The following is a 24,730-nucleotide window of genomic DNA, read 5'->3' as shown; positions in this document are numbered from 1 at the left end:
GGCCGATCAGGATGCCGGGGTAGCGGTCGATCCGTTTTTGCGGGTTGTCAGGGCTGTACTGCGGGACTGGCTTCTGCTTCGCCATTCAGCACCTCCGATTGTTGGTCATGGTTGATCTCCGTTGTGCGGAGCAGCGGGTGCCTGTACCGAAGCCACCTGCCGGTCGTGGCTGCGGTCGAAGGGCACAGCAGGCCCCTGGCGATGTCCAGAAAGGCCAGCACCGCCTCCACCGGCCCATCGGGCAGGGAAAAGCCGTGCTGCTGCGCGATGGCGTAGGCCAGGCTGCGCACCTCCCGTGAGGCATACGGGCACGGGCGCCCATCAGCGGGCCACTGGCGGCTGTTGCTCAGCAGGTAGGGGAGGCAGTGGCCGATTCGATGCAGCTGTCTTGACCGCTCGCTGTCCGTCCTGCCGAGCTCGACGGCCGCAATTTCCAGCACGTAGCGAAACTCCTCGACCAGCCGGTGCCGGGTCTTTTCAGCTTCGGCCAGGCGCGAGCCCAGCGCGGCAATGTCCCGGGCCTGGCCTTCGATCGTCGCGCTGAGCTGCGCCATCTGCGCGTGGTGGTGTCTCGTCGTCACGAGCATCGGCCTACTCCCCATCCTGCTCGGCGCGCTCCAGTTGGTAGTCCCTGAAGCGTTCCGGGGACATACCCAACTGAACACGTTCCGCGTGAGCCTGGGCGGCGCCCTGATCGTAGAAGCGCCGCGCCTCCGAGTCGGAGCGTGCGTAGTGACGATGAAACTCCCGCAGGGCGGAGTCGTTGGACAGGTACGCCACACCATCGAAACCCAGCTCGAAGGCATAGCCGTACCCGCGCTCAAGGGCCCTGGCCCTGGCGTTCTGAGGGTTCATGGTTGGATTCCTTGCCGACATGGCGGCGGTGGATTTTTCGCGGGCGCGAAAATGAGAGGAGGGGAAAGCTCAGTCGTAGTCGCCGCGATACTCGTAGGCCTGCAGCTCGCGGTTGTTGGCGAAACGGGCATTGCCGTGGAGGTTGCGGGCCGCGGCGTTCTTGATCGAAACCGCGACCAGGATCCCCATCACGATCATGAGCAGCAGGAACACACCGAGGCAGATCAGCACGACCTTCATGCGCCCCTCCCGCTCTTGCTGTTGAGCAACGCCAGCTTCGCCTCGGGCTCGTAGTGCACCTCCAGGATCTGCTTGCGCTCCATGTACACCACGACATCGAAGGAGGTCCGGACCTCGCGCTGGATGTAATCCATCTCCAGGCCCTGGCCCACCACCGACTGCTTGATCAGGCCGGCGATACGGGCGAAGCCCGACAGGCTGTCGTTCGCGTGCGCCGTGGTCACGGTGCCCGGGTTGCCGGTGTTGAGGATCTCCATGAAGTGCCAGGCCTCATCGCCTGTCAGTTCCGCCAGGAACAGGTGATCCGGCTTCATCCGCAACGTCGCCGCCACCAGCTCCTTCGGCCGGACCTTCCCCCCGTACAGCAGGTGGACATGGTTCGGATGCAGCGGCAGCTGCAGCTCGTTGATCTCCTCGATCGTGATCAGCCGCCGGCAGGCCGGGAAGAGATCGATCAATGCCTTGGCGTAGGTCGTCTTGCCCGAGCCCGGCCCGCCGAAAATGATGATGTTCTGGCGGTGCTCGATGGCGAGCCGGAAAAACGTCTCCCAGTCCTGGGCCGTGTGCGCCTCCTGCAGGCGGGTCTGCCAGTCAGCCAGCCCGACAGTCGAGGTGGCCACCGCCCGCGCCTGCGAGAAACGCCCACCCTGGACGTACTGCTCCAGGGTGAAGCGATCCAGCGACGGCTTGCGGATCGTGAAGGAGTACGTCCCCCGTTCGCAGGCCGGCGGCACCACCACCAGCGCCCGCTCCCCATCGGGAAGCTCCAGCGTCTGGATCGGCGTATCCGGCGTCAGCGGCCGGTTCGCGTAGGTGCCCATGGCCGTATACAGCGCCTGGCAGGCGGCCTCGGTCAGGAAGGCCGCCTCTTCGCGCTGCCAGCCTTCTGCAGAGTCCGTCCAGATCTCCCCGGGGCGATTGATTGCCACCTCCGTCACCCCGGGACGGGCCAGGCGCTGTGTCACACCCGCCTGCAGGAGGCGGTCGCGCAACAGCGTGTCAGACGCCAGGCCTGATGCGTGTAATTGCTCCATGTCGTACCTCAGCGGTTCTGATAGACAGTCGAGAAATCGATGTCGCGGGCGACGATCACCGTCAGCACCGTGCCCGGCAGGATGTAGGCCGTCGGCGGGATGTTCACCGTGTTGTCCAGCACCTTCTCGCCCATGCTCTCGGAGCTGTCCGTGGTGTTGTTCACCGTGAAGCCGTCCTGGTTGCCCTGCGAGGCCTTGTTCGAGATGCCCGCCATCACGTCCTGGAACAGCGACAGCATCAACGCACCACCGACGCGCTCGCCCCAGTGGTTGTCGATCCAGGCCTGGGTCCCGCTGGCCCCCATCGGGCCCGCGCCGAGGCTGTCCAGCCGCACACGGACAGGGCGGTCGGAACCGTTGTTCGCCTCCATCTCCGTCCACGCCGTGAACACCCGCTGCTGGCCCTGGGAGACCTTGGCGCGCTGCTCGCCGAACAAACGCGCCCCGGCCTCGGCCAGCACCGTCTTGCCGTTGGCCGAGTACAGCGGATCCGTCAGGCGGCATTCGATCAGCGCCGGGTTATCTGTGACGATCTCCGTGTACAGCGCGCAGCGTGCGTAGGTGTTGTGGGCCAGCAGGTAGGTGCCGTCGGGGGCGAGCTTGGCCTTGGTGCTGGCGAAGCGGGTACCGCCGAGGCTGTTCAGCTGGGAGTCCTCGCCACCTTTCGCCGGCTTGTCCTCCTCGTCCTCCGGCTTGCGGCGCCCCTGACCACTCGCAGCCCCGGATGCGTGGTCCCCGCCGGAGGCTTTCAACACCACGCCGCCAGCCAGCCGGCGCTGGTTCGGCGTCAGCGGTTCTTCCTTCGACCGGCCGGATCTCTTGGCATTGGCCGTTGTCGCCGAGGTGATCGCGCCCCTAGATGTCTCCGCCGGCGGCGTGGCCGGCTTCTCGGCTTCCTTCTCCTTGGCCAGCTTCTCCTGCCTTGCCTGCTCTTCAGCCGCCTCCATCTCCAGGCGTTTCTTCTGCAGCACCCGGGCGTAGGTGTCGTCGTCCGTGACCTTGTGCTGCAGCGCCGGGTCCGCGAAGGCCGTGGACTCATCCACCTGCTCGGACTTCGGCCGGGTGTGAAGGATGGCCATGATCCCACCCACCGCCAGCGTCAGGAACACCAGGACTCCGGCGATGCACAGGAGGATCATGCGGCCCTTGCCCGGCTGCCCGGAGCGCTTGGCCCGCAGATCGAAAGCCCCGCGGGCCAGCGTGCTGTCGGGGACATCCCCGGCATCGACCGGCGTGCCGGCGTCATTTGGATTCTGCACGTTTCACCTCCCGATACTCGCCGGTCGTCGTGCCGTTGTAGTTGTAGGACGCGCCGATCTGGCGGGTCTGCAGGGCCAGCACCTGGTCATTGAGCCGCAGCCGGAACTCCTGGCTCACGCCATGCACGACCAGCACATTGCCCACCGGGCGGATGTTGGCCAGCGTCTCGGTGCTGTCTGGGAGCACCTGGTACAGCACCGGGCGCGGAGTACTCGCGGCAAAGCGGAAGCAGGTGAAGGTCCCGTTGTCCCAGACCTCGGTCGGCGACAGCGCCAGATCCCCGCGCTTCTGGTATGCGGTATTGCGCCGCCCGCAGGAGCAGGGGTTGTCGTTGAAGCTCCGGGTCGCGATCGCATCCTTCCTGGCCACGGGGTACTCGAAGCGCAGCAGGTAGGTCGGAACCGCTGGCTTTTTCACCAGCTTCAACTCCAGGACGTACGTCCGGCGGTTGGTGCTGATGATCAGGTTGGTGTTCGGCTCCTGATCGGTGGTCGGCTTGATGGCGATGAGGTTCCCGTTCTGGTTCACCCCCAGCGACCAGGCCGAGGGATCGCCACTGATCATCAGGCCCTGCTCATCGTTCACCGACTCACCATCGCCCTGCAGCTGCACCAGGGTCGTACGACCAACGACCGCCTGAATCCGGTAAACATCGTCGGGGCTGTACCGGGCCGTCTGGATTCGCGAATCCGCCGCGCTACCCAGCCCCATGCTCTCGGCGCCGGCAACGGGCGCCAGGAGCATCGAGGCGCTGGCCACGCAGATGGCCAACAACATGTTCATCGACTTCACTGGCTGACCTCCTGTGCTTGCGAATACGCCGCCACCCCGAAGCCCTTCGGGTTCATCCAGCGCTGCTCGCGGGTTTTCGGCGGGTTGTTGTAGTCAAAGCTCAGGCTGACCAGCCACGTCGTCGGCTCCAGGCTCTTCACCGGCTCGCCGCGGCTATCCAGCGGAGTCTTCGTGTAGCGCACCTGGGCGGTGCGATAAGGCGAACTGGCGCCGGGCGAGCCGGGCAGGAACACGATGTTGTTGATCGTCACGCGCAGCTGCTGTGAGTCGCCCAGGACCTGGGCGTAGCCCTTGCTCGACAGCTGGAAGTTCTTGTACTCACCGAAGGTCGGGTCGTACGAGAACAGCCTCACCGCGTCATAGCGCGGCTTCTGGTCAGCGAAGTTGTACTGCTCGCGGAACTTCACATAGGTGCTGATCCACATTTCGTCCTCGATCCGCTCAGGATCCGGAGCGTCCTGCAGGGACGGCACCAGGTCCGTGTAGCCGGTGTTGTTATCCACCCGGATCACGTAAGGCATGACCTGCTTCAGTGGCGTCAGGCCCAGCACGGCCGCCACGCCCATGAACGCCAGCACCATGCTGAACAACGCGATCCGCCGCCATACCGTTGCCTTGCGCCGCTCTCCGTCCGCTTCGGACTTCTCGAACTTCCGCGCCGCCTCAAGGAACGCCTGGACCGACAGCGATTGCTCGGAGGTCATCAAGCCATTACCCGCCAGCGCGACGGCGTGCTCCGCTTCGAGCACAGCCTCCTTGCTCGGGCTCGATCTATTTTTTCGAAGGAACATCGCAGACCTCCTGCTTGGCGTGGAAATACGACGGATTGGCCTCGACCCAGGGGCCGGAGGGTTGCTTGAGTTGCGGCGGCGAGCTGCTGCAGCCTGAAAGCCAGGCAGCACAAAGCAGCACGCCCACGAGCGTGGGCTTGCACATGTCAGTTACCTATAAGAAGTCAGAGAGAAGCGCCTTGCGGCGCTGGAGCGGAGGAGGGTGCGACTGGCGAAGAACGCCGAGGGGGATCAGCTGATTCTGTTGGGGTTGAGCAGGCGGCCAAAGCCCCGTGCGACCCTGCCTCCTAATTTTCTCGCAGTGGAAATACCTGACGCCTTTCCCAGTACCCCTTTCATTCCTGAGGCCTGAGTAGAAGCTCCGCCCATTATTGACGCGGCATAGTTCGGAAGCTCCGTGGCGAGATAGGTGAATGCTGTAAAGATGAGCAATATGGAGATTGTCCGTCCCCAGCCTGCCGGGGTGTTGCCAGGATCTACGCTGAATATGTTTTGCCTGATGTAGTTAAGTTCAATGGCTAAAACGACTGAGAACATGATTTGCGTCAGTATGAAGCCTGCGAGAGTAGACAGCCAGCCATAGAACCACTGCCTGGTTTGATCGTATAGCAGGAAAGCGATGAACAAGGGGCCCAGTACAAGCAGGATTGTTGTGGCTACCTTTAGGGTTATCAGAGTGGCGACGGCTATCGATAAGAATGGAATTCCTCCGAAAACAATGAATGCTAGGCCGACAAATGATTGAAGCGCCACATCGAAGCTGACGCCGGAGCTGAAGGGGTTGAATTTTGCGATCGCAATAAAGTCAGCAACGATTTGTGCGAACTGCCCAATGGCCCCGTCAACTTGGTTTACCTGCGACCCGTCCGCGTTCGAGAGAGTGTGCGCAACCCAGGCTGGGAAGCCATTAACGAACGGGACTACTGTGCTGATGTACCAGCCGACGTTGAAGGCACACGACACAATGGCTGCCATTTTCAAGGTTGAGAAAACTATATCCTGAATAATGACCGTCAGCCCTTGCCAATACCAGACCAGGGTTTTGACTGTGAACTGAAGAACCCAAAATGCCCCGTACAGGAGTCCCAGTCCTGCGATCACCTGGGTCGTGCCAGTGGCCAAGGTGCTGTTCAACGCTGTATCTATGGACTCAAACAGCGGTGCTGCAATGGGCGGGATGTTAAGTGTCATGCGATCCACCTATGTTTTATTTTGGATAAAAACCATTCCGCCAAAATAGAGCTTTCCATCTTGAATGCTGGCCGTTCCTGCCATTCCAAGGTCTAGCTTTCCATCTGTCATGATTAAGTGCTCGATATGAGGATTGCTGTAATCTCCATTCATGTATGCAGAGAATCCGCTGTAATATTTCCATTCGCATGTGTTGGTTTCGCAGGCGATGGAAATTTTGTCTGGCTTACCCTTTCCTTCCAAAACTTGTACCCAGTCACCATTGAATTTTTCGGCGCTGCCCGAGTTGCAGCCTTGGATCAATGCTGCTGTTAGTGCGATGGCGGGGAGGATGATATTGCGTATGTTTTTCATAAGGTTCCCGTTGGGTTTAGTTCGCGTCCATTTTGTCTCTGAAGTCTTGAGCGGCGCGTTGGTTTTCAATATTTAGCTTCTCTTCGGAAAGCATTTTCATATTGACCAGTCGCAACTGCTGGTTTTGCAGTTCGAGAAACTCCTGCTGATAACGCAGGTTCAAGTCTTCTTTCTGCTGCGGGGTTTCGACTTCATTGAGCTTTTGCCGAAGCTTCTCGGCACTCTTCACTCGCTCGGTGCTCGCGTTGTAGTTGGTCTCCAGCGCTCCCACGACAGCCAGCAAGTCGTCGAACTTTGTCTGAACACCCTTATCCTTGGATGTAAGACCGTACTTTTCGCGCAGTCCGGCGATGTCCTTCACGTCGTCGTACATTTCCGACCAATCCCCCATGGGGAGTAGGCGATTCAGGGAAGGGTCGTCGAGGAAATCGCCCAGGTTGTCGTTACCCGTCGCGATGCTCTTGTAGTGCTCGTACTGCGCCTTGGCCTGGGCAATACCGTCCTTGGCGGTGTTCAGAGCGTCGAGGGCTTGCTGTGCCTGTGCCTGAGCATCGAGGAGCATCTGCGCCAGGTTCGCGGCATCCACGGTTGGAATGCCCGTGGCATGAGTCGTTGGCGCAGCACAGAGCGCCGCGCTGGCGAGGGCCAGCACGCGAAGCGTGTGTTTCATGGTGAGTTACCTCAAAGGGTGATGCCGTGGCTCAAGGCCTTGGCGGGGGATACAACCGACCGCGACGCCGGCGCGTAGAAGCCTGCGCCGGCGACGCGGCCAGCATTCAGGAATGGAAGGGGAGTGGTTTATTGCCTAGGCCTGGCGGGAAGTCACGTGGTCCCGGTAGTCGAAGGCAATCGGGCGGGGCAGTGCGGAAGATCCGAAGACGGCGCGAACTGACTTCAGATCAGCGCATGGTAATCGGATAGGAGCTTTACGGTTTTGGGAAGCTGCTGTTGGAGCATTCTGTCCAGGTACTCCTGGACCGTATGAGGTGGCCTCTTCAGCGAAGCGCGCTGCTGCTTTGCCGCTTCAAGGACTGCCGTCCGGTCGATATCCCATTGGTCAGCGATGAAGTCGTCGGGGTGCAGGGCCTCGATGCAGAAGGTCTCAAGGACTCCTTGAGGGAAGTCCTTGAGGTTGAAGGTCACGATGACCGAGGCATGGCATTTGATCGCCGCCGCGAGCACATGCCGATCATCGTCATCGGGTAAATCAAGTCCCGGCATGAGCGACTCGTAGTCCGTTACCAAGGCATCGGGAATCGCCTGGTCCATGAGATCGGACGTGCGATCGAGTTGCTCACGGGTAAGGTCCGTGCGCTTCAGCAGGAGATTGCGCTTCCACTCTTCGTGAATCTGCGCTGACCAACGTGCTCGATACACACCGGTCAGCGCAAGGTTCATCAAGAAGTCGCGAAGAGGCGCCGGGTAGAGCACGTTCGCGTCATAGACTGCGGTGAAGGGGGAATTCCTCATTCGTACCCCATGCCCAACTCCTGGGCTTGTGCCGCGAGGGCATCCAGAGCCGCCCGACTTTTGTCGTCACGCTTTTTCTTGAAAGCCACCAGGTCTGCAAATTTGACCCGGCGGTGGCTGCCCGTCTTGGTGTAAGGAATCACGCCTTCGTCCAGCAGCTTCACCAGGTGCGGCCGGGACACATTGAGCAAATCGGCTCCCTCCTGGGTAGTCAGCTCCGCGTGAATCGGAACGACTTTCACTGTGTTGCCTAGCGCAAGCTCGCTGAGAATCTCCCCGAACAAGCGCAGGGCCACGGTCGGCACTTCAACGACCTGGCGATGGTCAGCCTCATCCACGAACTCGATTCGCTGGGTCTCGAATTTTGTTGAGATGAACGCTGCTAACTGACGGTGTGACTCAACAGCCGCAGCAATCTCCTTCTCATCGGGAAGAGCCGTACGAGAGAGGTCGGCGGTAGTCATGGCATTCTCCAAAACAACGATCAACTTGGGAGCGTTACGGTCCTCCCCCAACCTAGGTTATCGTTATATTCGAAATAAACGAAAAACGCAATAAACGAAACGAGTGTTTGGCGTTTCCAACGGCTGGAGTCGTTTTCATGCTTGAGCCGATAAGTGCCTTGGCGAGGGGATGCCCACAACCGACCGTGACGCCGGCGCATAGAAGCCTGCGCCGGCGACGCGGCCAGCATTCAGGAGTGGAAGGGGAGTGCGGTTTATTGCCCGGCCTTGGCAGAAGTGCTCTGGCGCAGGCTGTTGGTGACGCTGCGGCCGAGTGATGCGATCGCCGCTACGTGGTCCTGGTAGATGGCGGCATCCGGACTGTCCATGGCACGCAAAGCAGGCTCCAGGCCGTCACGCCAGTTTTTTACCAGCCACTCGATGTGGTGCATCAGGGCTTTGGCGTTTGCTTCGGTGTACTGCGTCATGAGCGGTGGAGGCTGTTTCTGAGAGCGAACCCTGTTCTCCAACTCGTTGAAAGCCTGGATGTACGCCTCTTTCCACTTCGCCGCCTCTGGTCCGGTGAATCCCATGCAAAGGAAGGTGAAGCCGTCCCGGGACATGCGGACCAGTGGGTAGGTGGCTTGGCCACCGTTGGGCTGATTGATGGATTGAGACCCTTGCGCAAAATTGCGCTGGGTAAACTCCGGCGAGCAATCCAGATTGCGGATGGCTCGCAGTACGTCTCTATGACGTTTGCCGAAGTGCTCGGCGACATCGAGGCTGGTGGTGGTCGGCTGACCATTGACCAGTTCAACGAGAACATCAGGAACAGAAAGCACGGTGCCTTTCATCGTGTTACTCCATGTGAGCCTTTTGAGGGCTTAGGGGGTGTCGGGAGCTCAAAACGCCCACAAGTAGCGCCGGCATATTCCCCCGAGAGGTCTTGTATTAGCCGGCTCCCGACGTAGCGGAGAAATCGCCAGGTGCCCGGCAAATTTCTCGGTGTTGGTCACCAGTCCGCACCGGCAGGGCTGCCGGTTATCGAAAGGTGGCCAACTGTTTTGCGAGCGAGAAGATCAGGCTGGGGCTTTTGCGAGGTCGCGCCGGTTGGCGATGAACTCCGGCACCCACAACGACGGGATATCCGCGTGCAGAGCGCGAGCCTGAGCGGCCGGAGAGTCCGACTCGTTCCGACAGGCCTCCAGCAGCGCCGGCACCCATACCTCCGGATCGTCCGTCGCCAGGCACTGGCGGATTTCCTGGGCGATCGCAGCGTTCTCGGTTGTGGTCGACAACAGCGGGAGCCAGTACTTCAGATGCACCGGGAGATCCATCTTGAGCTGCACAGCCTGGTGCCCCTGAACCACCACCATGCCGCGATCCTGCGGGTGCAAGCCCTTGATCACGTCGAAGACCTTCCCCTGGATGCCGAACTTCTTGTACGACGCGGGATCGGCCTTCGTGTTCGCCAGCCAACAGGTGGTGACCGTCTGCTGGATCACCGCCGGCCCGTAGGGGCTGTCAGCGGAGTCTTCCGGCGACTGCGTGTCCATGATGAGGATCTCGCCGCGGGTCCGCCCCGCCTTGAGGATCTCCTTCATCGCCTCGGCGGTGCTTTCAAACGACAGCGGCACCCAATACTCCGCAATCACGTTGAGCAACAGGCTGCCGGGCTCGTTCTGCTGCACCAGGCGCTTCAGGAAAAACAGCGTGTTGAGCAGGACCTGGATCGCAACCGGGTGATTGCCGACGAACTCCTTCTTCAGCACGTTCGTGCAGTCGAAGGCCAGGCGCCGGAACAACTGCGGATCGAACTGGTTCACGGGCGAGTCCAGCACCCAGGCGTAGGCGCCGCCCAGCGTGCGGCACCACTTCATGAGCCGCGTGTGCAGACAGTTGCCGCCCAGGAGCGGGATGTTCTGCAGCAACAGCGACATGCTCCGGTTCTTCACCTCCGAATGCTGCAGCACCGCGGCAATGGAGTCCTGGATCGTTCGCTCTTCCTCCTGGGTGCATTGATCGACCCCGCCGGCACAGGCAACCACGGTCTCGTACAGGAACTGGCGCAGTTGCGGCGTATCCCGCAGCTGGAATGGATTGATGCCGGTGAACTGCATCGGCTCGATGGCGAAGTACCGGGTATTCAGCGCCCGCAGCAGGTTCTCCAGGGAGCGGTTGTAGTCGATGGCGAACAGCATCGGGTTGAACCGGCTGAAGAACACCAGGGTGATCGCCTCGGCCGTCGTCTTCCCGGCGCCGGTCATGCCGGTGAAGCACATGTGCCCGGGCAGCTTCTCGCCGCGGTTGTTCTGGCCGGCAGGACTGTCATGGGCATTCAGGAAGAACAGCCCATCACTGGACGTGCGAGTGGGCATCAACGCCGAACCATCCCCGACAGGGTTGCCCTTCGCCTTGCCGACCGGCGTGGCATGCAGCGAAAACGTGCAGGCCAGGTTCTCGGTCGACTTCATCTGGGGGTACGGCACATCCAGGAAGCCGGGGAACTGCGAGAACCAGGTGTAAACGTTGCTGAGGGTCGAGCGCACGAATGACGTGTCATAGGTGCTGAAGATCGATTCCATCTTGGCGCCGTTCTCGATCGCGGCATCGGCAGACTCGCCATAAACCACCAGGCCCGCGTGATACCGGCCGAAGCTCAGCTCGCCCAGGGTGATGGCCTCCAGCGCCGTCTCCAGCTCCTGGGTCTGCCTGCTCTCGCCCTCGGTGCCTCCCAGGTCGAAGATCTGCTTGGTGAGCTTGCGCTTGGCCTTGTTGCGGTCCTCGAACAGGAACGTCTGCACCAGGGTGAAATCGATCTGCTGCGCCGAGGCCTCATCCCACATGCCCGGGAAGGTGCCCCCATTCGGCAGGCTGCGCAGGTCATAGGTGGTCGCATAGCGCTTGCCGCCCCGATTGGGCCGGATCTGCACGTAATCCATGGCCTCGAAGTTCGTGACGCTATCGATGACCGCATCGCCCAGGCGCGTATCCGCGATCAGCACATCCTGTTCCTGGCCGTTGAAGACCTGGCTGAAGAAGCGGCCGACCTGTGATACCAGCGCGCCGTTCTGGTTCTGCTCGATCCCCATCAGTGCCGGGTCATAGTCGGCCAGCATCGTCTTGGAGATCAGCAGCAGCTCCTGCATGCGCTTGAGCCCGTCATCGAGGTCGCGGTATCGCAGGATCAGGACCACCGTGTAGCCGATCTGGCGGTAGGTGCCATTTCGGAAGGGCTGGGTATAGGCCTCGACGAAATCCTGCAGGGCCGGCAACGGCATCTGGTATTGCGTGTCCAGCTGCAGGCCCGTCTTCATCGTGTAGGTCTGCAGCATCAGGTTGGCGCCCTCTTTCTTGCCCAGGGCGAGGAAGTACTGGTTCACCCGTTCAAACTGGCGATCCAGCGCCTCCTGGTCGATGGTCTCGTGCGAGATGCCCTTGAGGCGAATCACGCTGAGCAGCCGGTTCGGAGCGAGTTTGACGATGCATTCATGCCCGACGTGATGCTCCATCAACGGGGTCATCACCTCGGTTGACATGACGGCAGAGTGCGAAGCGCTTGCCATAAAATTGTCTCCATCTTGGATTTTGCGGAGTAACGATCAGCCCCCGTCCGAACCGCGTGCCGAGCAGCAGGCGTCGGGCGGCGAACACCACCCGGCGCGTAAAGCGGTCATCAATGGCGCTGACGAAGTAGAAGGCGAACGCAACCGCCAGGAAGGGCACTACAGCGAGCACTCCCCAGAGGCCGCAGATCGCCGTCATCAAACCCGTCGTGAACAGGCCCCCGACCAGCAACCCAACGAAGGGCATGATGGGCACCCCCCGGAAGTTCGCGGGCCGGTCCATCCCGTTCCAGGTCTTGAATCGCAGCTTCTCGTCAGCCATGGCGGTTCCTTAGCCCTTGACGCCGCCGAGAGCTTCCCAGGCCCAGGGCGCGAACACGGCGACGGCCGCGCCGACCACGGCGCCGATCAGGAAGAGCTGCAGGAAGTCCATCCAGCCATACGAGTGATCCCCCGCCATGCGCGATGCCATCAGGCGAAGGCCGCCCCAGCCGACGCAGCACAGGAAGAAAACAAACGAGAAGGCGTAGATGCCGGTCTGCACGTAGTCGGCGTAGTCCTGCATCTTCGCCAGCCAGTCATCGGCACGGGCGAAGGCAGGGACGAACGCCAGGCCCAGGACAGCCATTTCCATGCGTCGGGCCCGGGCACGCAGCAGGGCGTCATGGGCGGCTTTGAACAGTTGTTTCAGCATTGGGTATTTCCTCTTGAGGTCGGATTTGCGCCGGCGGCGAAGCCGCGTTGAAGCGCGGGAACTGGCGCAGAACGTCCCAGCGCTCGTAGGTCGGTAGTGGTGGTGGAGCAGGGGCAGCCGCCGGAGCCGTGGGCGCCGGTGGCAGGGAGGTGTTGTCAGGGGCTGGAACAGGCGGCAGATCCGCGCGGGCCAGAACGCGGTCGACGTAGCTGGTATTGCCGAACGCGGGTTCTGGCTTTAGGCCGGTGGTGAAATCCCCGCTGTAGTAGCAGGACAGGGCCTTGCGCAAAGCGCCCTGTGCATCCGGATCGACATCCAGGGCGCGGGCATAGCAGTCCTGCAGGAAGAACTCCGTCAGCTGCAGGTTCCGGCAGGGCTCGAACACCTTGGCCAGTTCCTGCGGGTCGTGGGCGTTGAAGTGCTGGCTGTTGATCTGGCCCAGGCCGACGCTGATGCTCTGTCCCGCGTCCACCGCCTTGCGCGCCATGACCAGCGCCTCGTCCAGGCTTTGCGGCGGACGTGGCAGAGCCTCCCCCACGACAGCGATGCTGTAGGGATTCAGGGCGGATTCATGGGCGACAAGGAGTTGGAGCGTTTCAGGAGCGACAGCGGGGGCACATTGCGCGGCCAGGGCCAGGAGGGCGCTGGTGGCGAGTGCCATGTCAGCCTCCTGGTTGGTGCTCGGATTCGTCTGCCTGTCCAGCTAGGTCAGACTGCTGAAGGTTCGTGCCTTCGATCATCAGTTCGGCTTCCAGGCGAGCGGCATAACGATCGATCAGCTCTTTGATGAAGTAAGTCGCCCTGCACTGCCGATTGGTGTGATAAGCCACTGACGTGGCTCTGCGCGCGATCTCGGCAGTGCGTTCTTCACCGATGTAGACCTGGGTGGTCTTTGACTGTTTACGTAGTCCCATAGGGGAACCTCCTTTTTTCGGGCGCAGGAATGCGCCGCCGGTAAGTACCGGCGTAGAGCGGTTGAGTGAAAGGCCCGTGGCTGGGCTGGGTTATGCTGGCCAGGGCCTGGCCAGTTGGGTTGCCCGCATCGGGCAAGGATGGGAGTGGCCTATCTGGCCAGGCCCCTAGAAGAGGTCGACCTGCGGATCTGCAGGGTCTTTCCTGGGGGCGTAGAGCGGGTGACCAAGCTGACGCCGAATCTCGCGCAGCCAGGCTCGATAAGGTGCACAGGTCCGTTTACCGAATGGATAGGCCTGTCGTAGGGCCCGCCGCACCGCTGTCAGGTCGGATCGATCAACATGCCTGATCACTTCAGCAATGATCGGTGCAACTTGGTCAGACCAAGTCATGCTCGGAACTCCTCACTGGGGAGCTCGGTTCTCCAGGCGATCACAGGCCAGTAACGCATCGAAGAGGGTGCGGCGAAGGGCGACGGTCCGTTTCGAGTCGGCCTCCACAACTTTCCAGCGAAACTCGCCAGCGTTATCGCAGCGCTCAACGCGGTAGCTGATCGTCTTGTTGAAGTTGCGTAGGTGTTCGAAGGTTTCGCGAGCCTTGAAGGTCAGCAGGAGGAGAGCCTGCAACGACTGATGGCTGTGGGAGGTAGCTTGCATGATGAATTCCTCGATCCAAATCGACGAGCGCATGGGGCAGGTTTGGGGCAATTCATACGCCAAACCATGCCAATGAGCGCTAAATCAATGGTTTCAGGAGAGAAGGGAGAGAGGCGCCAAAGCCAAGCCCGGCGCGGGCTGCAGGTCGCTTAGCGCTTCACAATGCTGTGATGGGAGAGCAGGGTGTCCAGAACGGGCGAGGCGGGAGGCTGAAACCAGCCCTGAATTTGTTCCAGAACTGCCAAGCACGCCATATCAACCATGCGGCTTTCAGAGGCGTTGCTTGCTGTGTACAATGGGACGCTTAATGTTTTCTATCTTGCGTGGTTGCTGCGTTCTTCTATCGGATTGCAAATCCGTGAACGCCGGTTCGATTCCGACCTCAGCCTCCAAAAGAAAGCCCTGTAAATCCAAGATTTACAGGGCTTTTTCTTTAGAAGACAATTGCGCCTGCAGTAAGATTCCGCAGCTTGCGGGAACGAACTGTCTTGTTGGTCTCTAGCTCACTTTCGGCTCGCCAGAGCCTTTCACCGCTGAACAGCGCTACCGCCCGGATGGCGAAATCGGTAGACGCAAGGGACTTAAAATCCCTCGTCCGCAAGGGCGTGCCGGTTCGACCCCGGCTCCGGGCACCATCTCTCCTTCTTCTCCCTTGAGTCTCCCGCTCGCTGTGGATCGCGGTCCGATTAGCCTGCCGTGCTTGTGGCCGCAGTAACTCCGCAGCGGAGCGCAATCGCCTTGCTCCGGACCGGTTCATGCGCTCAGGTGTGCCAGCGCCCGCAATTTTTCCCCGGCGCTAACGATGCGGCGCTTGCGTAACGGCTCGGACGACTCACGGAAGCTCTGCAGTTGCACCGGGTCCTTGAAGTGATCCGCGTCAGCCGCCTGCAGGGGGCCTTCTTCGGTCGCGAGATCTCTGCGGATACGTACCACCAAGCTCTCCAGCAGGTGCGCGTCGCGCTGCTCGTCGAGCTGGACCACGCGGCAGGCCACTTGTCCGCCTGCGGAATCGCAGAGGGTCATGACCAGGTTGCCATCCGGCCGCGGGGCAAAATCCACTTCAAATTCCGGGAACTGGCGGCAGAGATAGCGGGTGGCGGGAAGTCGTTCGATCTTCATGGTGGAATCCTCGGCAGTGAGTGGCGAAATCCTTCCTTGCTCTTTGCAGGGGGCGTACCACCGAGGTGGATCGAGAAAATCCTTTCAGATCATTGGCTTGTAGTCGCTGATTGAAAAATGCGTCGTGCAGCTTGCAGGGAGTTTCCCGATTCGCAAGGCAATTTGCACGATCATCGGAGTCAGTGAGGAATCGGGTTCCGCCGCGTTGCGTTGGCCGGTTTTGCCTTGGGCTTCTGCAGCCGCGCACGGCGCATGGGAACCCGCAGGATCGCCCACAGGGTCACCACCGCCAGCAGCAGCCAGCCCAGAATCATGAGAGTCAGGAACGTACCCGGATTCATATCGAATGTCCTCGCCCCTCGCTAAGGGTAGACCACCGCGGATCACGCCGTGCCTTTTCGATCGAGTGGCCGTGTTCCGGCAAATCGCTTGAAAGCCGGGCATCTACCTGTTATCTGTATATACATACAGTATGAGGGCAAGCCATGCATCAGCTATTGGAAACTGGCCACAGCGCCGCGCTCGCACGCCCGCAGTGGATGCCGTCCCACACATACATAGTGCGGGCACATGGCGATGGCATGACGGGGGCGGGGATTCGCCACAACGACCTGCTGCTGGTCGACCGCTCCGAGCTGGCGGCGGAGGGGGAAATCGTCGTCGCGGAGCTCAATGGAGAAGCGCTGATTCGTCGGCTGGCGGTGATCGAGGGTGCTTTTGCCCTGTTGCCGGCGAGTGATCGCTTTCCGTCCATCAGGGTTCGTGAGGGCGATGAGCTGACAATCTGGGGCGTGGTGCGGCGGCGGCTGTCGGATGAGAGCGTCGAGTGGCGGCGGGATGTGCCTGCCTGAAGACGGGGTGATGCTGACTTTTTGCCAGTATCGGCGAACTCGTGGCCGGGGCTATTGTCAGATGCGCAACCCCGGTTTCCGAGGCGAGATATCAAATGCTCGCAGGAGTATGGAACGCCACGTGCCGGGGCATTGTAAGGCGGGCGCAGCCTGATTAGACTGCGCGCAACTCGCACCCCTGTCCCCCTCGAAGGACTCCCATGATCAAGAAATGTCTGTTCCCGGCCGCTGGCTACGGTACCCGCTTCCTCCCGGCCACCAAGGCCATGCCCAAGGAAATGCTGCCGGTGGTGAACAAGCCGCTGATCCAGTACGCAGTGGAAGAGGCCCTGGAAGCCGGCCTCGGCGAAATCGGTATCGTCACCGGTCGCGGCAAGCGCTCCCTCGAAGACCACTTCGACATCAGCTATGAGCTGGAACACCAGATTCGCAATACCGACAAGGAAAAATACCTGGTCGGCATCCGTCGCCTGATCGACGAGTGCACCTTCTCCTACACCCGCCAGATCGAGATGAAGGGCCTGGGCCACGCCATCCTGACCGGCCGCCCGCTGATCGGCGACGAGCCGTTCGCCGTGGTGTTGGCGGACGACCTGTGCCTGAACCTGGAAGGCGACAGCGTCCTCAAGCAGATGGTCAAGCTGTACAACCAGTTCCGCTGCTCCATCGTGGCGATCCAGGAAGTGCCGCCGGAAGAGACCAACAAGTACGGCGTGATCGCCGGCGAGATGATCCGCGACGACATCTACCGCGTGAACACCATGGTCGAGAAGCCGAAGCCGGAAGAGGCACCGTCGAACCTGGCAATCATCGGCCGCTACATCCTGACTCCGGACATCTTCGACCTGATCGAACAGACCGAGCCGGGTAAGGGCGGTGAGATCCAGATCACCGACGCCCTGATGAAGCAGGCCCAGGACGGTTGCGTGCTGGCGTACAAGTTCAAGGGCAAGCGTTTCGACTGCGGCAGCGCCGAGGGCTACATCGAGGCGACCAACTTCTGCTACGAGAATCTCTACAAGACTGGCAAGGCCTGGTAAGTCCAGGGATCTTCCCGGTTCGTCGAGAAAGCCACCTTCGGGTGGCTTTTTCGTTTTCGGGCTCTTGGGAAAGCGCCGTTACATCGATGACGGGATCGGCATGGACTCCGAGCCGGGCCCCAGCGGCTGGCCGTAGCTGAACTCGACCTGGTTGCCGGCCGGATCGCGCAGGCCGCAGTAATAGCCCACCGGGTAGGGCTCCTCCCGTGGTGCCCAGATCAGGCAGCCTGCGTCCTGCGCCTCCCGGGCGATCCGGTCCACTTCCGCGTGGCTGTCGACGGCGAAGCCGAAGTGGCTGTAGTCGTCGCTGGCCAGGTGGCGCGCTTCGCCGCCGGGCATGATGACGAAGATGAATTGGTGCTCCTTGCCCGGTTCGGCCATCCAGACGATCCGCGAGCCCTTGCCTTCGCGCTGGTGGATGACGCGCATGCCGCAGAAGTGCTCGTAGAAGGCGATGCAGGCGTCCAGGTCGGGGACGTGCAGGGCCAGATGAGTCAGGCTCGGTCGCATGGGGTGCCTCCTTCGGTTCCTGAAAGGATAGGCCAGGTGCTATAGGGTATGCTGCCTGGCATATCCACGCGGAGAAGCATGATGTCTTTCGATTTTGACCTGTTCGTCATCGGCGCTGGTTCCGGCGGTGTGCGCGCCGCGCGTTTCGCAGCAGGCTTCGGGGCGCGGGTCGGCGTCGCGGAGAGCCGCTACCTGGGCGGCACCTGCGTCAACGTCGGCTGCGTGCCCAAGAAGCTGCTGGTCTACGGCGCCCACTTCCACGAAGACTTCGAGCAGGCGGCGGGCTTCGGCTGGACGACCGGGGGCGCGACATTCGACTGGCCGACCCTGATCGCCAACAAGAACCGCGAGATCCATCGCCTCAATGGCATCTACCGCAACCTCCTGGTCAACAGCGGCGTGACGCTGCTGGAAGGCCATGCGCGACTGTGCGATGCGCACACGGTGGAGGTCGACGGCCAGCGTTTCACGACCAGGCATGTCCTGCTGGCCACCGGCGGCTGGCCGCAGCTGCCGGAGATTCCCGGCAAGGAACACGCCATCACCTCCAACGAGGCATTCTTCCTCGAACAGCTGCCGCGCCGCGTGCTGGTGGTGGGCGGCGGTTACATCTCCGTGGAGTTCGCCTCGATCTTCCACGGCCTGGGTGCCCAAACGACCTTGCTGTACCGCCGCGAGCTGTTCCTGCGCGGCTTCGACCGCAGCGTGCGCGAGCACCTGCGCGATGAGTTGGCCAGGAAGGGGATGGACCTGCAGTTCAATGCCGACATCGCCCGGATCGACAAGCAGGCCGACGGCACGTTGCTCGCCACCCTCAAGGATGGACGCGTGCTGGAAGCCGATTGCGTGTTCTACGCCACCGGCCGCCGGCCGATGCTGGACAACCTGGGGCTGGAGAACGTCGCGGTCGAGCTGGATGAACGCGGTTTCATCAAGGTGGACGAGGCGTATTGCACCAGCGAGCCATCCATCCACGCCATCGGCGACGTGATCGGCAGGGTGCAGCTGACTCCGGTCGCCCTGGCCGAAGGCATGGCGGTGGCGCGGCATCTGTTCCGTCCGGAGGAATACCGTCCGGTGGACTACAAGCTGATCCCGACCGCCGTGTTCAGCCTGCCGAACATCGGCACCGTCGGGCTGACCGAGGACGAGGCGCGCAGCGCCGGGCACAAGGTGAAACTCTTCGAGAGCCGCTTCCGCCCGATGAAGCTGACCCTGACCGAGAGCCAGGAACGGACCCTGATGAAGCTGGTTGTCGATGCCGACAGCGACAAGGTGCTGGGCTGCCACATGGTCGGCCCGGAGGCCGGGGAAATCCTCCAGGGGATCGCCATCGCGCTGAAGGCGGGGGCCACCAAGCGGGTCTTCGACGAAACCATCGGCATCCACCCGACCGCGGCGGAGGAGTTCGTCACCCTGCGCACGCCCGTCGGCGGCTGATCGCCACGGCGCTCATCGCCAGGCCAGAAACGAAAAAGCCGGTGCATTGCACCGGCTTTTTCGTGGATAGCGCCCGAGCGGGCATCTCAGCTGGCGCTCTTCAGCTGGGCGGGGGCGGCGTCCTGGCGCTGGGAGTAGCGCTGGGCGAGCACCGCGCAGACCATCAGCTGGATCTGGTGGAAGAGCATCAGCGGCAGCAGGATCACGCCGACGCTGCTGCTGGCGAACAGCACCGAGGCCATCGGCACGCCAGTGGCCAGGCTCTTCTTCGAGCCGCAGAAGACGATGGTGATGCGGTCTTCCAGGGAGAAGCCGAGGTAGCGGCCGAGCAGATTGGTCGCGGTCAGCGCCAGGGCCAGCAGCACGCAGCAGGCGACCACCAGGCCGGCGAGGGCGGGCAGCGGAATCTGGTGCCAGAGGCCCTGGATCACCGCGGCGCTGAAGGCGGTGTAGACCACCAGCAGGATCGAGCCCTGGTCGACGTAGCGCAGCACCGGCTTGTGGCGGTCGACCCAGGCGCCGATCCAGGGGCGCAGCAGCTGGCCGGCGAGGAAGGGCACCAGCAGTTGCAGGGTGATCTTGCCGATGGCGTCGAGGGTCGACATGCCGGTGTCGCCGTGGGTGCCGAGCAGCAGTTGCACCAGCAGCGGGGTGACGAACACGCCCAGCAGGCTGGAGGCCGAGGCGCTGCAGATCGCCGCCGGGATGTTGCCGCGCGCCAGCGAGGTGAAGGCGATCGCCGATTGCACGGTCGCGGGCAGGGCGCACAGGTAGAGCATGCCCAAGTACAGGTCGGGCGTGAGCAACGGCGTCAGCAGCGGCTTGAGCGCGATGCCGAGGATCGGGAAGAGGATGAAGGTGCAGGCGAAGATCAGCAGGTGCAGGCGCCAGTGGGTGGCGCCGGCGATGATGGCCTGGCGGGACAGCTTGGCGCCGTGCAGGAAGAACAGCAGCGCGATGCCCAGATTGGTGATCCAGCCGAAGATCACCGCCGCCTGGCCTTCGCAGGGCAGCAGGCTGGCGAGCGTCACGGTGGCGATCAGCGCCAGGGTGAAGTTGTCGGGAAGCAGGCGTGGGCGAGCCATGGGCACATCTCTCGTGTTGTAGTTTTTCGAGTGGGCGCGCCCGGCAGAAGCGGGCGGGCAGGTTGCACTCTAGTCACGATGGAAATTGCCGGCTAACGCCAGATAGCCAGATTATGTCGCTGAGCGGACAGTTGACTGCTCGTCGATGAACAGGTCCACCGAACACACGCAGACCATGCCGCGCATGCGCTGGGCGATCACTTCGAGGCGATGGCGTGGCAGGGTGTTCACCCGCAGCGCGATATCCAGCCATTCCCCGCGCCGCGAGGCCTCGACCTGCGCCGGCACCTGGCCTTGCAGGGCGAACTGGTTCAGCAGCCGGCAGAGGATGTCGGCGTCCGCCTCGGTGCGGATCAGGTAGCGCGCATCCACGGCGGCTTGCGCTGGCACCGGGCGTTCCAGGGCGTCGGCGGGGAAGGTGGGCAGGGCGAAGGCGGGAAGGTTCATGGCAGCGGCCGGTTTCGGGATGGGTGAGCAGATTGTGCGGTCCGGGCGGAGGATTTGTTTGCCTCGTTGCTGCCCGTAAGCGGAAATTTGTGCATTAATGATTCCTGAATCTTCCATTCAGAGAATGAACAATGCCGGTTTCACTGGATTCCCACGACAAGAAGATCCTCGCCCTGCTGCAGGAGGAGGCGACGCTTTCCACCGCGGAGATCGCCGAACGCATCGGCCTGTCGCAGTCGCCTTGCTGGCGCCGGATTCAACGGTTGAAGGACGAGGGGGTGATCCGCAAGCAGGTGACCCTGCTGGATCGCAAGAAGATCGGCCTGAACACCCAGATATTCGCCCAGGTGAAGCTCAACGCACACGGGCGCAACCACCTGACGGACTTCGCCCGGGCCATCGATGAGTTTCCCGAGGTGCTCGAATGTCATGTGCTGATGGGCGCGGTGGACTTCATGCTGCGCATCGTCACCGAGGACGTGGAGGCCTACGAGCGCTTCTTCTTCGAGAAGCTGTCGCAGGTGCCGGGGGTGCAGGAGATCAACTCCATCGTCGCCCTGTCGGAGATCAAGTCCACCACCAGCCTGCCGCTGCCGCGCGGCTGAAGGGCGCCGGCATGGCCGGCGCCCGGGCCCTCAGACGTTGCCGAGGTAGTCCATCTTGCCGATCTCCACGCCGTTGTGGCGCAGGATGGCGTAGGCGGTGGTGACGTGGAAATAGAAGTTCGGGTAGGCGTAGCCGAGCAGGAAGTCAGTGCCGCTGAAGTTGAGTTCGCGGGTGCGCTGCTTCAGCTGGATGGTGCGGCTCTCGGCGCCTTCGAATCGCTCGGGCTCAAGGCTTTTGAGGAAGTCGATGGTGCGGGTGATGCGTGTCTGCAGTTCGGCGAAGGTGGTTTCCTCGTCGGCGAAACTCGGCACCTCGACGTCGGCCAGCCGCGCACCGGCGCCCTTGGCGGAGTCGCTGGCGATCTGCACCTGGCGCGCCAGCGGGAACATGTCCGGCGCAAGGCGGGCGTTGATCAGGACGGATGGGTCGATGGACTTGGCTTCGGCATGGGCGGCAGCCTTGGCGAGGATCGCCGAGAGGTTGCCGAGCATGCGGATGAAGACGGGAATGGAAGCCTGGTAGATCGAGAGGGGCATGCTGCGTACTCCAGACAGGAAATGGGGCGCTCGTCCGTGGGACGGCTGTCGGAGTCTACTGCCGGGGCGCGGCCCTGTCGCCTGGTCAGCGCCCGGCGACGCGGGGCGACGGGCAGCGGCCGCTGTCGATCTCGCCGACGTAGGGATTGCCCCAGCCCATCACGCAGCCGACCATCTGGTTGCGCTGGAGCTCCCAGGTTTCCACCGGGTACTGCTTGTTCCACGCGGTGAACAGCTGGCGGTCCTGCCTGGACAGCCTCAGGCCGTAGCGGTCGCTCATGTAGAAGTAGGTGCGGGCGATCATCCCGCGGATCTGCGGGCGCGGCATGGCCTTCTTCGCCTTGAAGTCGATGACCATCGGGCAGGCGCCGTACTGCGGGGGCTGCTTCGGCAGCCAGGCATAGCTGAAGTTGCTGCGGTCGCCGTTGACCTCGCCGATGCTCGGCACCAGGTTGAACAGGTCGGCTTCCGCCTTCTGGTAGACGCGGTCATGCCGCGAGCAGTTGCTGCGGCCGCCGCTCTGCCAGCACTGGCGCTGGTGACCGATCACCCAGGCCGGGACGATGTGCTCCCACTCGATGCGCGAGGCACGCTTGGCATTCTTGCGCGGGGTGTAGCCGCAGCTCTTCAGGTCCACCGTGTTGCCGCTGTAGCGGCAGCCGCAATAGAACTCCACCGACTGCCGGGCATAGAGCTTGCGGCCGACCTTCTTGGCTTCCTCGAAGGTGCGCGGGGCGGCGGCGGACGCCACGGCGGGAATGACGAGAATCAGCAGCAGGAGCAGGCAGCGTCGGAACATGAGGTATTCCTTACGAAAGTGCCTGCATCTTACTGATTGAAAAAGAATTGCCAATCATGGCAATCGAATGGCAAGGCTGCCTGGAGCCTGTCGGCCCGGGGGTTGCGGGTGGGTTTTGGCGGTTTGCAGTGTCGCGGTAATGGCAATCAGCATGATTTCTTCATACAAGAGATCATATTTTGATTATAACCATATGAAAATAAACGAATTTACATAGTTGATTGGCGCTCGACGTCCGGCCTGCACAGCCCCGGGAGGGATTGGTATCCTGAAGCCTTTCCAGCTACCCCGGAGCATCCCATGAAGAGTCTTGGAAGCCTGGCGCTCATCGCCTGCTGTGCCCTGGCGACGCCGGTGCTGGCGCAGCAGCGGTTCTCCGGCCAGGTACAGCCTCAATACCAGCGGCAAGCCCCGTCCCAGCCGCAATGGCGGCAATCGCCGCCGGTGGTCCAGCGGATCTATGTCAGCCCGGGAGCCAGCGGCAGCGTGGACAGCTCGTCGAGCTGGCAGCGCAATGATGGATACGGCGGCATGCAGGTGCCGCGCGGCTACGGCGAGTCGCGTTCGAGCACGGTGATCATCGACCAGTCCGGAGGGGGCATCCGGCAGAGCATCGAATACCCCGGTGGAGCGGTGTACCCGTCCACGCGGCCCTGACGGGTCAGTCGGTGCGGTCGCTGCGGGTCAGGCGGGATTTGCGCAGGCCGCCGTGGCTGTAGAACAACCCGGTGTCGCCGCGCCAGTGGAAGAGTGTGGCGAGGAAAGCGGAACTGATGCGGCCGACGTCCCAGCTGCGCAGTTTGCGGTAGGCCCAGCGCCAGCTGTCGGCATTCGATGAATCGCCCATGGAATCGTCCTTGATTCGGGAAGCGGGAATGCAAGGGACATTAGTGCGCGGGGCAGGGCTTCGCAAGTTTCTGCTCCCGCGCACAGTCCAGTGACAGGTTCAGCCGGTCGCGGCCTCCTCGACGTATTCCTTGAGCCAGCGCAGCACCTCCACGGCGTCCCAGCGGCTGGGGTCGAACATCGCGTAGGCCTGCCCCTGGTAGCCGACCACATCCAGCGGGCGGTGGTAGCCGGCGCGTTGCAGCAGCGCCTTGATCTCGGCGAAGCAGGTGTTGAAATGCGTGCGGCTGAAGGGCGTCTTGCCTTCGGTGACCAACCCTTCCAAGTGCAGTTCCTCGACGGCTTCACGCACTTCATCGATGGCCATGTGATTCACGGCGTATTTCATCTGGCGAATGTCCACTATTGTGCTCGCTCCTTTTTCTGGGTCCTGGCCTCGGCGCCCGATTCCGGAACGCCTTTCGTCATGGCGACAAGGATAACCGGAAAATACTGTATGCATGAACAGTATTTTCCGGCTAGTATCGAATTCGCTGGTTCACCGAATCCAATACCGTCGTCCGCGCCGGAGCTCTGGCTCCCTTGCGGCGGGCACCCAGAAGAAGAGGACTGCGTGATGATGCGAGGCAACCTGCTGATGGTCTGCGCCGTGCTGGCCCTGCTCTGCGGTTGTGCCGAGCCGCCGGCGGAGAAGCCGATGGCCAACGGCGCCTACCTGGTCATCGACGGGCATGACGCCTGGGCGGTGCTGGTCGCCAACGGCAAGCGCTTCGAGGAACACGGCACCGTGCGCGATGCCGTCCGCCTGCCGCGCTCGCATTCGGCGGTCGCCGCCAGCTATGTGATCGACACGCCCAATTGCGGACGGCTGCAGTGGCTGACCGGAGGTGAGGGCACCACGCTGTTGCTGCCGGAGCAGGGCAGCACGGGCGACCTGTCGGAGGAATGCCGGATTCGCACCGGTCTGAGCCGCGTCTGGACTGCGCTCGACTACTCGGGATGATGACGTCCGTTTCACGTTTTTTTCACATCGCCGAGGTATGTTAGGACCATTGCTAAAGGATTAGCGCCCCAGTGAAGAACCCGCCTTTCATGGCGGGTTTTTTACTTTCGGCGGGCGCATCCGGCGAAGTCCCGGCCATGCCCGGATGCGGCTTCGCCGTTCGAGAGCCCGCAATTGCGCAAGTCCTGCG

The 24,730-nt window shown here is 62.3% G+C and carries 34 protein-coding genes and 1 tRNA gene; 7 read left to right on the top strand and 28 right to left on the bottom strand.

Annotated elements, in window-relative coordinates:
* Positions 1-47 precede the first annotated feature (47 nt).
* The 19 genes from AC3B6A_RS14870 to AC3B6A_RS14780 form a co-directional block, all read right to left on the bottom strand.
* Positions 48-587, bottom strand: a complete 540-nt coding sequence (locus AC3B6A_RS14870; RefSeq protein ID WP_488397978.1) for a hypothetical protein — start codon at positions 585-587, stop codon at positions 48-50.
* A 4-nt stretch (positions 588-591) separates the two neighbouring features.
* Positions 592-855 carry a hypothetical protein gene (locus AC3B6A_RS14865; protein WP_488397977.1) on the bottom strand — a complete coding sequence of 88 codons (264 nt, stop codon included), beginning with the start codon at positions 853-855 and terminating at the stop codon, positions 592-594.
* 69 nt (positions 856-924) lie between these two features.
* Positions 925-1,095: a hypothetical protein gene (locus AC3B6A_RS14860; RefSeq protein WP_488397976.1), complete on the bottom strand. Its 171-nt coding sequence runs from the start codon at positions 1,093-1,095 to the stop codon at positions 925-927.
* On the bottom strand, positions 1,092-2,129 hold the full coding sequence (gene virB11 / locus AC3B6A_RS14855; RefSeq protein ID WP_488397975.1) for a P-type DNA transfer ATPase VirB11: 1,038 nt from the start codon (positions 2,127-2,129) through the stop codon (positions 1,092-1,094). The genes AC3B6A_RS14860 and virB11 overlap by 4 nt, the downstream gene beginning before the upstream one ends.
* A gap of 8 nt (positions 2,130-2,137) precedes the next feature.
* Entirely contained in the window at positions 2,138-3,388 is a 1,251-nt protein-coding gene (locus AC3B6A_RS14850; RefSeq protein WP_488397974.1) for a TraB/TrbI/VirB10 family type IV secretion system protein, read from the bottom strand.
* Complete coding sequence (locus tag AC3B6A_RS14845; RefSeq protein WP_488403605.1) at positions 3,372-4,172, bottom strand: TrbG/VirB9 family P-type conjugative transfer protein; 801 nt, start codon at positions 4,170-4,172, stop codon at positions 3,372-3,374. The genes AC3B6A_RS14850 and AC3B6A_RS14845 overlap by 17 nt, the downstream gene beginning before the upstream one ends.
* Before the next feature lie 5 nt (positions 4,173-4,177).
* A complete protein-coding gene (locus tag AC3B6A_RS14840) occupies positions 4,178-4,972 on the bottom strand; it encodes a VirB8 family type IV secretion system protein (protein ID WP_488397973.1) in 795 nt (264 codons plus the stop codon).
* Positions 4,973-5,203: 231 nt separating this feature from the next.
* Positions 5,204-6,163 (bottom strand): TrbL/VirB6 family protein, encoded by a 960-nt coding sequence (locus AC3B6A_RS14835; RefSeq protein ID WP_488397972.1) that lies wholly within the window; start codon positions 6,161-6,163, stop codon positions 5,204-5,206.
* Positions 6,164-6,172: 9 nt separating this feature from the next.
* A complete protein-coding gene (locus tag AC3B6A_RS14830) occupies positions 6,173-6,517 on the bottom strand; it encodes a hypothetical protein (protein WP_488397971.1) in 345 nt (114 codons plus the stop codon).
* A gap of 16 nt (positions 6,518-6,533) precedes the next feature.
* Positions 6,534-7,187 (bottom strand): P-type DNA transfer protein VirB5, encoded by a 654-nt coding sequence (virB5, locus tag AC3B6A_RS14825; protein WP_488397970.1) that lies wholly within the window; start codon positions 7,185-7,187, stop codon positions 6,534-6,536.
* A 224-nt stretch (positions 7,188-7,411) separates the two neighbouring features.
* Complete coding sequence (locus AC3B6A_RS14820) at positions 7,412-7,987, bottom strand: PIN domain-containing protein (RefSeq protein WP_488397969.1); 576 nt, start codon at positions 7,985-7,987, stop codon at positions 7,412-7,414.
* Positions 7,984-8,451, bottom strand: coding sequence for a helix-turn-helix domain-containing protein (locus AC3B6A_RS14815; protein ID WP_488397968.1), 468 nt, complete (start codon positions 8,449-8,451; stop codon positions 7,984-7,986). The genes AC3B6A_RS14820 and AC3B6A_RS14815 overlap by 4 nt, the downstream gene beginning before the upstream one ends.
* A 254-nt stretch (positions 8,452-8,705) precedes the next feature.
* Positions 8,706-9,284, bottom strand: coding sequence for a Rha family transcriptional regulator (locus AC3B6A_RS14810; RefSeq protein WP_488397967.1), 579 nt, complete (start codon positions 9,282-9,284; stop codon positions 8,706-8,708).
* 225 nt (positions 9,285-9,509) lie between these two features.
* On the bottom strand, positions 9,510-11,996 hold the full coding sequence (locus AC3B6A_RS14805) for a VirB4 family type IV secretion system protein (protein WP_488397966.1): 2,487 nt from the start codon (positions 11,994-11,996) through the stop codon (positions 9,510-9,512).
* Positions 11,920-12,318 carry a conjugal transfer protein gene (locus AC3B6A_RS14800; protein ID WP_488397965.1) on the bottom strand — a complete coding sequence of 133 codons (399 nt, stop codon included), beginning with the start codon at positions 12,316-12,318 and terminating at the stop codon, positions 11,920-11,922. The genes AC3B6A_RS14805 and AC3B6A_RS14800 overlap by 77 nt, the downstream gene beginning before the upstream one ends.
* A gap of 9 nt (positions 12,319-12,327) precedes the next feature.
* Positions 12,328-12,690, bottom strand: a complete 363-nt coding sequence (locus tag AC3B6A_RS14795; RefSeq protein ID WP_488397964.1) for a hypothetical protein — start codon at positions 12,688-12,690, stop codon at positions 12,328-12,330.
* Positions 12,659-13,351, bottom strand: a complete 693-nt coding sequence (locus tag AC3B6A_RS14790) for a lytic transglycosylase domain-containing protein (protein ID WP_488397963.1) — start codon at positions 13,349-13,351, stop codon at positions 12,659-12,661. The genes AC3B6A_RS14795 and AC3B6A_RS14790 overlap by 32 nt, the downstream gene beginning before the upstream one ends.
* A 1-nt stretch (position 13,352) precedes the next feature.
* Positions 13,353-13,604, bottom strand: coding sequence for a hypothetical protein (locus AC3B6A_RS14785; RefSeq protein ID WP_488397962.1), 252 nt, complete (start codon positions 13,602-13,604; stop codon positions 13,353-13,355).
* Positions 13,605-14,006: 402 nt separating this feature from the next.
* Positions 14,007-14,258 (bottom strand): hypothetical protein, encoded by a 252-nt coding sequence (locus AC3B6A_RS14780; protein WP_488397961.1) that lies wholly within the window; start codon positions 14,256-14,258, stop codon positions 14,007-14,009.
* Positions 14,259-14,806: 548 nt separating this feature from the next.
* Between AC3B6A_RS14780 and AC3B6A_RS14775 the strand changes: the two genes are divergently transcribed.
* Positions 14,807-14,893: transfer RNA gene (locus AC3B6A_RS14775), tRNA-Leu, on the top strand.
* 118 nt (positions 14,894-15,011) lie between these two features.
* On the opposite strand, the gene AC3B6A_RS14770 is transcribed toward AC3B6A_RS14775, so the two are convergent.
* Both AC3B6A_RS14770 and AC3B6A_RS14765 read right to left on the bottom strand, forming a co-directional pair.
* Positions 15,012-15,377, bottom strand: coding sequence for a DUF3509 domain-containing protein (locus AC3B6A_RS14770; protein ID WP_488397960.1), 366 nt, complete (start codon positions 15,375-15,377; stop codon positions 15,012-15,014).
* Positions 15,378-15,556: 179 nt separating this feature from the next.
* The gene (locus tag AC3B6A_RS14765) at positions 15,557-15,718 is read right to left on the bottom strand and encodes a hypothetical protein (protein ID WP_488397959.1); all 162 of its coding nucleotides are present in this window, start codon (positions 15,716-15,718) and stop codon (positions 15,557-15,559) included.
* 144 nt (positions 15,719-15,862) lie between these two features.
* Here AC3B6A_RS14765 and AC3B6A_RS14760 point away from each other — a divergent pair, with 144 nt between their 5' ends.
* Positions 15,863-16,228: a LexA family protein gene (locus AC3B6A_RS14760; RefSeq protein ID WP_488397958.1), complete on the top strand. Its 366-nt coding sequence runs from the start codon at positions 15,863-15,865 to the stop codon at positions 16,226-16,228.
* Positions 16,229-16,428: 200 nt separating this feature from the next.
* The gene (gene galU / locus AC3B6A_RS14755) at positions 16,429-17,268 is read left to right on the top strand and encodes a UTP--glucose-1-phosphate uridylyltransferase GalU (protein WP_275607532.1); all 840 of its coding nucleotides are present in this window, start codon (positions 16,429-16,431) and stop codon (positions 17,266-17,268) included.
* A gap of 78 nt (positions 17,269-17,346) precedes the next feature.
* Here galU and AC3B6A_RS14750 read toward each other — a convergent pair whose 3' ends face one another.
* Complete coding sequence (locus tag AC3B6A_RS14750) at positions 17,347-17,778, bottom strand: VOC family protein (protein ID WP_488397957.1); 432 nt, start codon at positions 17,776-17,778, stop codon at positions 17,347-17,349.
* An 81-nt stretch (positions 17,779-17,859) separates the two neighbouring features.
* Here AC3B6A_RS14750 and gorA point away from each other — a divergent pair, with 81 nt between their 5' ends.
* Complete coding sequence (gene gorA, locus AC3B6A_RS14745) at positions 17,860-19,218, top strand: glutathione-disulfide reductase (protein ID WP_488397956.1); 1,359 nt, start codon at positions 17,860-17,862, stop codon at positions 19,216-19,218.
* A gap of 86 nt (positions 19,219-19,304) precedes the next feature.
* Here the strand turns inward: gorA and AC3B6A_RS14740 are convergent, their stop codons facing one another.
* Positions 19,305-20,303 carry a bile acid:sodium symporter family protein gene (locus AC3B6A_RS14740; protein WP_488397955.1) on the bottom strand — a complete coding sequence of 333 codons (999 nt, stop codon included), beginning with the start codon at positions 20,301-20,303 and terminating at the stop codon, positions 19,305-19,307.
* Positions 20,304-20,414: 111 nt separating this feature from the next.
* Entirely contained in the window at positions 20,415-20,750 is a 336-nt protein-coding gene (locus tag AC3B6A_RS14735) for an ACT-like domain-containing protein (RefSeq protein WP_488397954.1), read from the bottom strand.
* Between the two features lie 131 nt (positions 20,751-20,881).
* Between AC3B6A_RS14735 and AC3B6A_RS14730 the strand changes: the two genes are divergently transcribed.
* A complete protein-coding gene (locus tag AC3B6A_RS14730) occupies positions 20,882-21,355 on the top strand; it encodes an Lrp/AsnC family transcriptional regulator (protein WP_488397953.1) in 474 nt (157 codons plus the stop codon).
* A 30-nt stretch (positions 21,356-21,385) separates the two neighbouring features.
* Here the strand turns inward: AC3B6A_RS14730 and AC3B6A_RS14725 are convergent, their stop codons facing one another.
* Both AC3B6A_RS14725 and AC3B6A_RS14720 read right to left on the bottom strand, forming a co-directional pair.
* Positions 21,386-21,892: a DUF1993 domain-containing protein gene (locus AC3B6A_RS14725; RefSeq protein ID WP_488397952.1), complete on the bottom strand. Its 507-nt coding sequence runs from the start codon at positions 21,890-21,892 to the stop codon at positions 21,386-21,388.
* Positions 21,893-21,977: 85 nt separating this feature from the next.
* Positions 21,978-22,691, bottom strand: a complete 714-nt coding sequence (locus AC3B6A_RS14720) for an endonuclease (protein WP_488397951.1) — start codon at positions 22,689-22,691, stop codon at positions 21,978-21,980.
* 300 nt (positions 22,692-22,991) lie between these two features.
* Here AC3B6A_RS14720 and AC3B6A_RS14715 point away from each other — a divergent pair, with 300 nt between their 5' ends.
* Positions 22,992-23,348, top strand: a complete 357-nt coding sequence (locus tag AC3B6A_RS14715; protein WP_488397950.1) for a hypothetical protein — start codon at positions 22,992-22,994, stop codon at positions 23,346-23,348.
* Positions 23,349-23,352: 4 nt separating this feature from the next.
* Here the strand turns inward: AC3B6A_RS14715 and AC3B6A_RS14710 are convergent, their stop codons facing one another.
* Entirely contained in the window at positions 23,353-23,538 is a 186-nt protein-coding gene (locus AC3B6A_RS14710; RefSeq protein WP_488397949.1) for a hypothetical protein, read from the bottom strand.
* A 99-nt stretch (positions 23,539-23,637) separates the two neighbouring features.
* Entirely contained in the window at positions 23,638-23,925 is a 288-nt protein-coding gene (locus AC3B6A_RS14705) for a transcriptional regulator (RefSeq protein ID WP_488397948.1), read from the bottom strand.
* 228 nt (positions 23,926-24,153) lie between these two features.
* On the opposite strand from AC3B6A_RS14705, the gene AC3B6A_RS14700 reads away from it, so the two are divergent.
* Positions 24,154-24,540: a hypothetical protein gene (locus AC3B6A_RS14700; RefSeq protein ID WP_488397947.1), complete on the top strand. Its 387-nt coding sequence runs from the start codon at positions 24,154-24,156 to the stop codon at positions 24,538-24,540.
* Positions 24,541-24,730 lie beyond the last annotated feature (190 nt).

Source organism: Pseudomonas sp. B12(2026), assembly GCF_057767015.1.
Note: the sequence above shows the minus strand (reverse complement) of the source record. Positions and strands in the feature narration are given on the sequence as shown.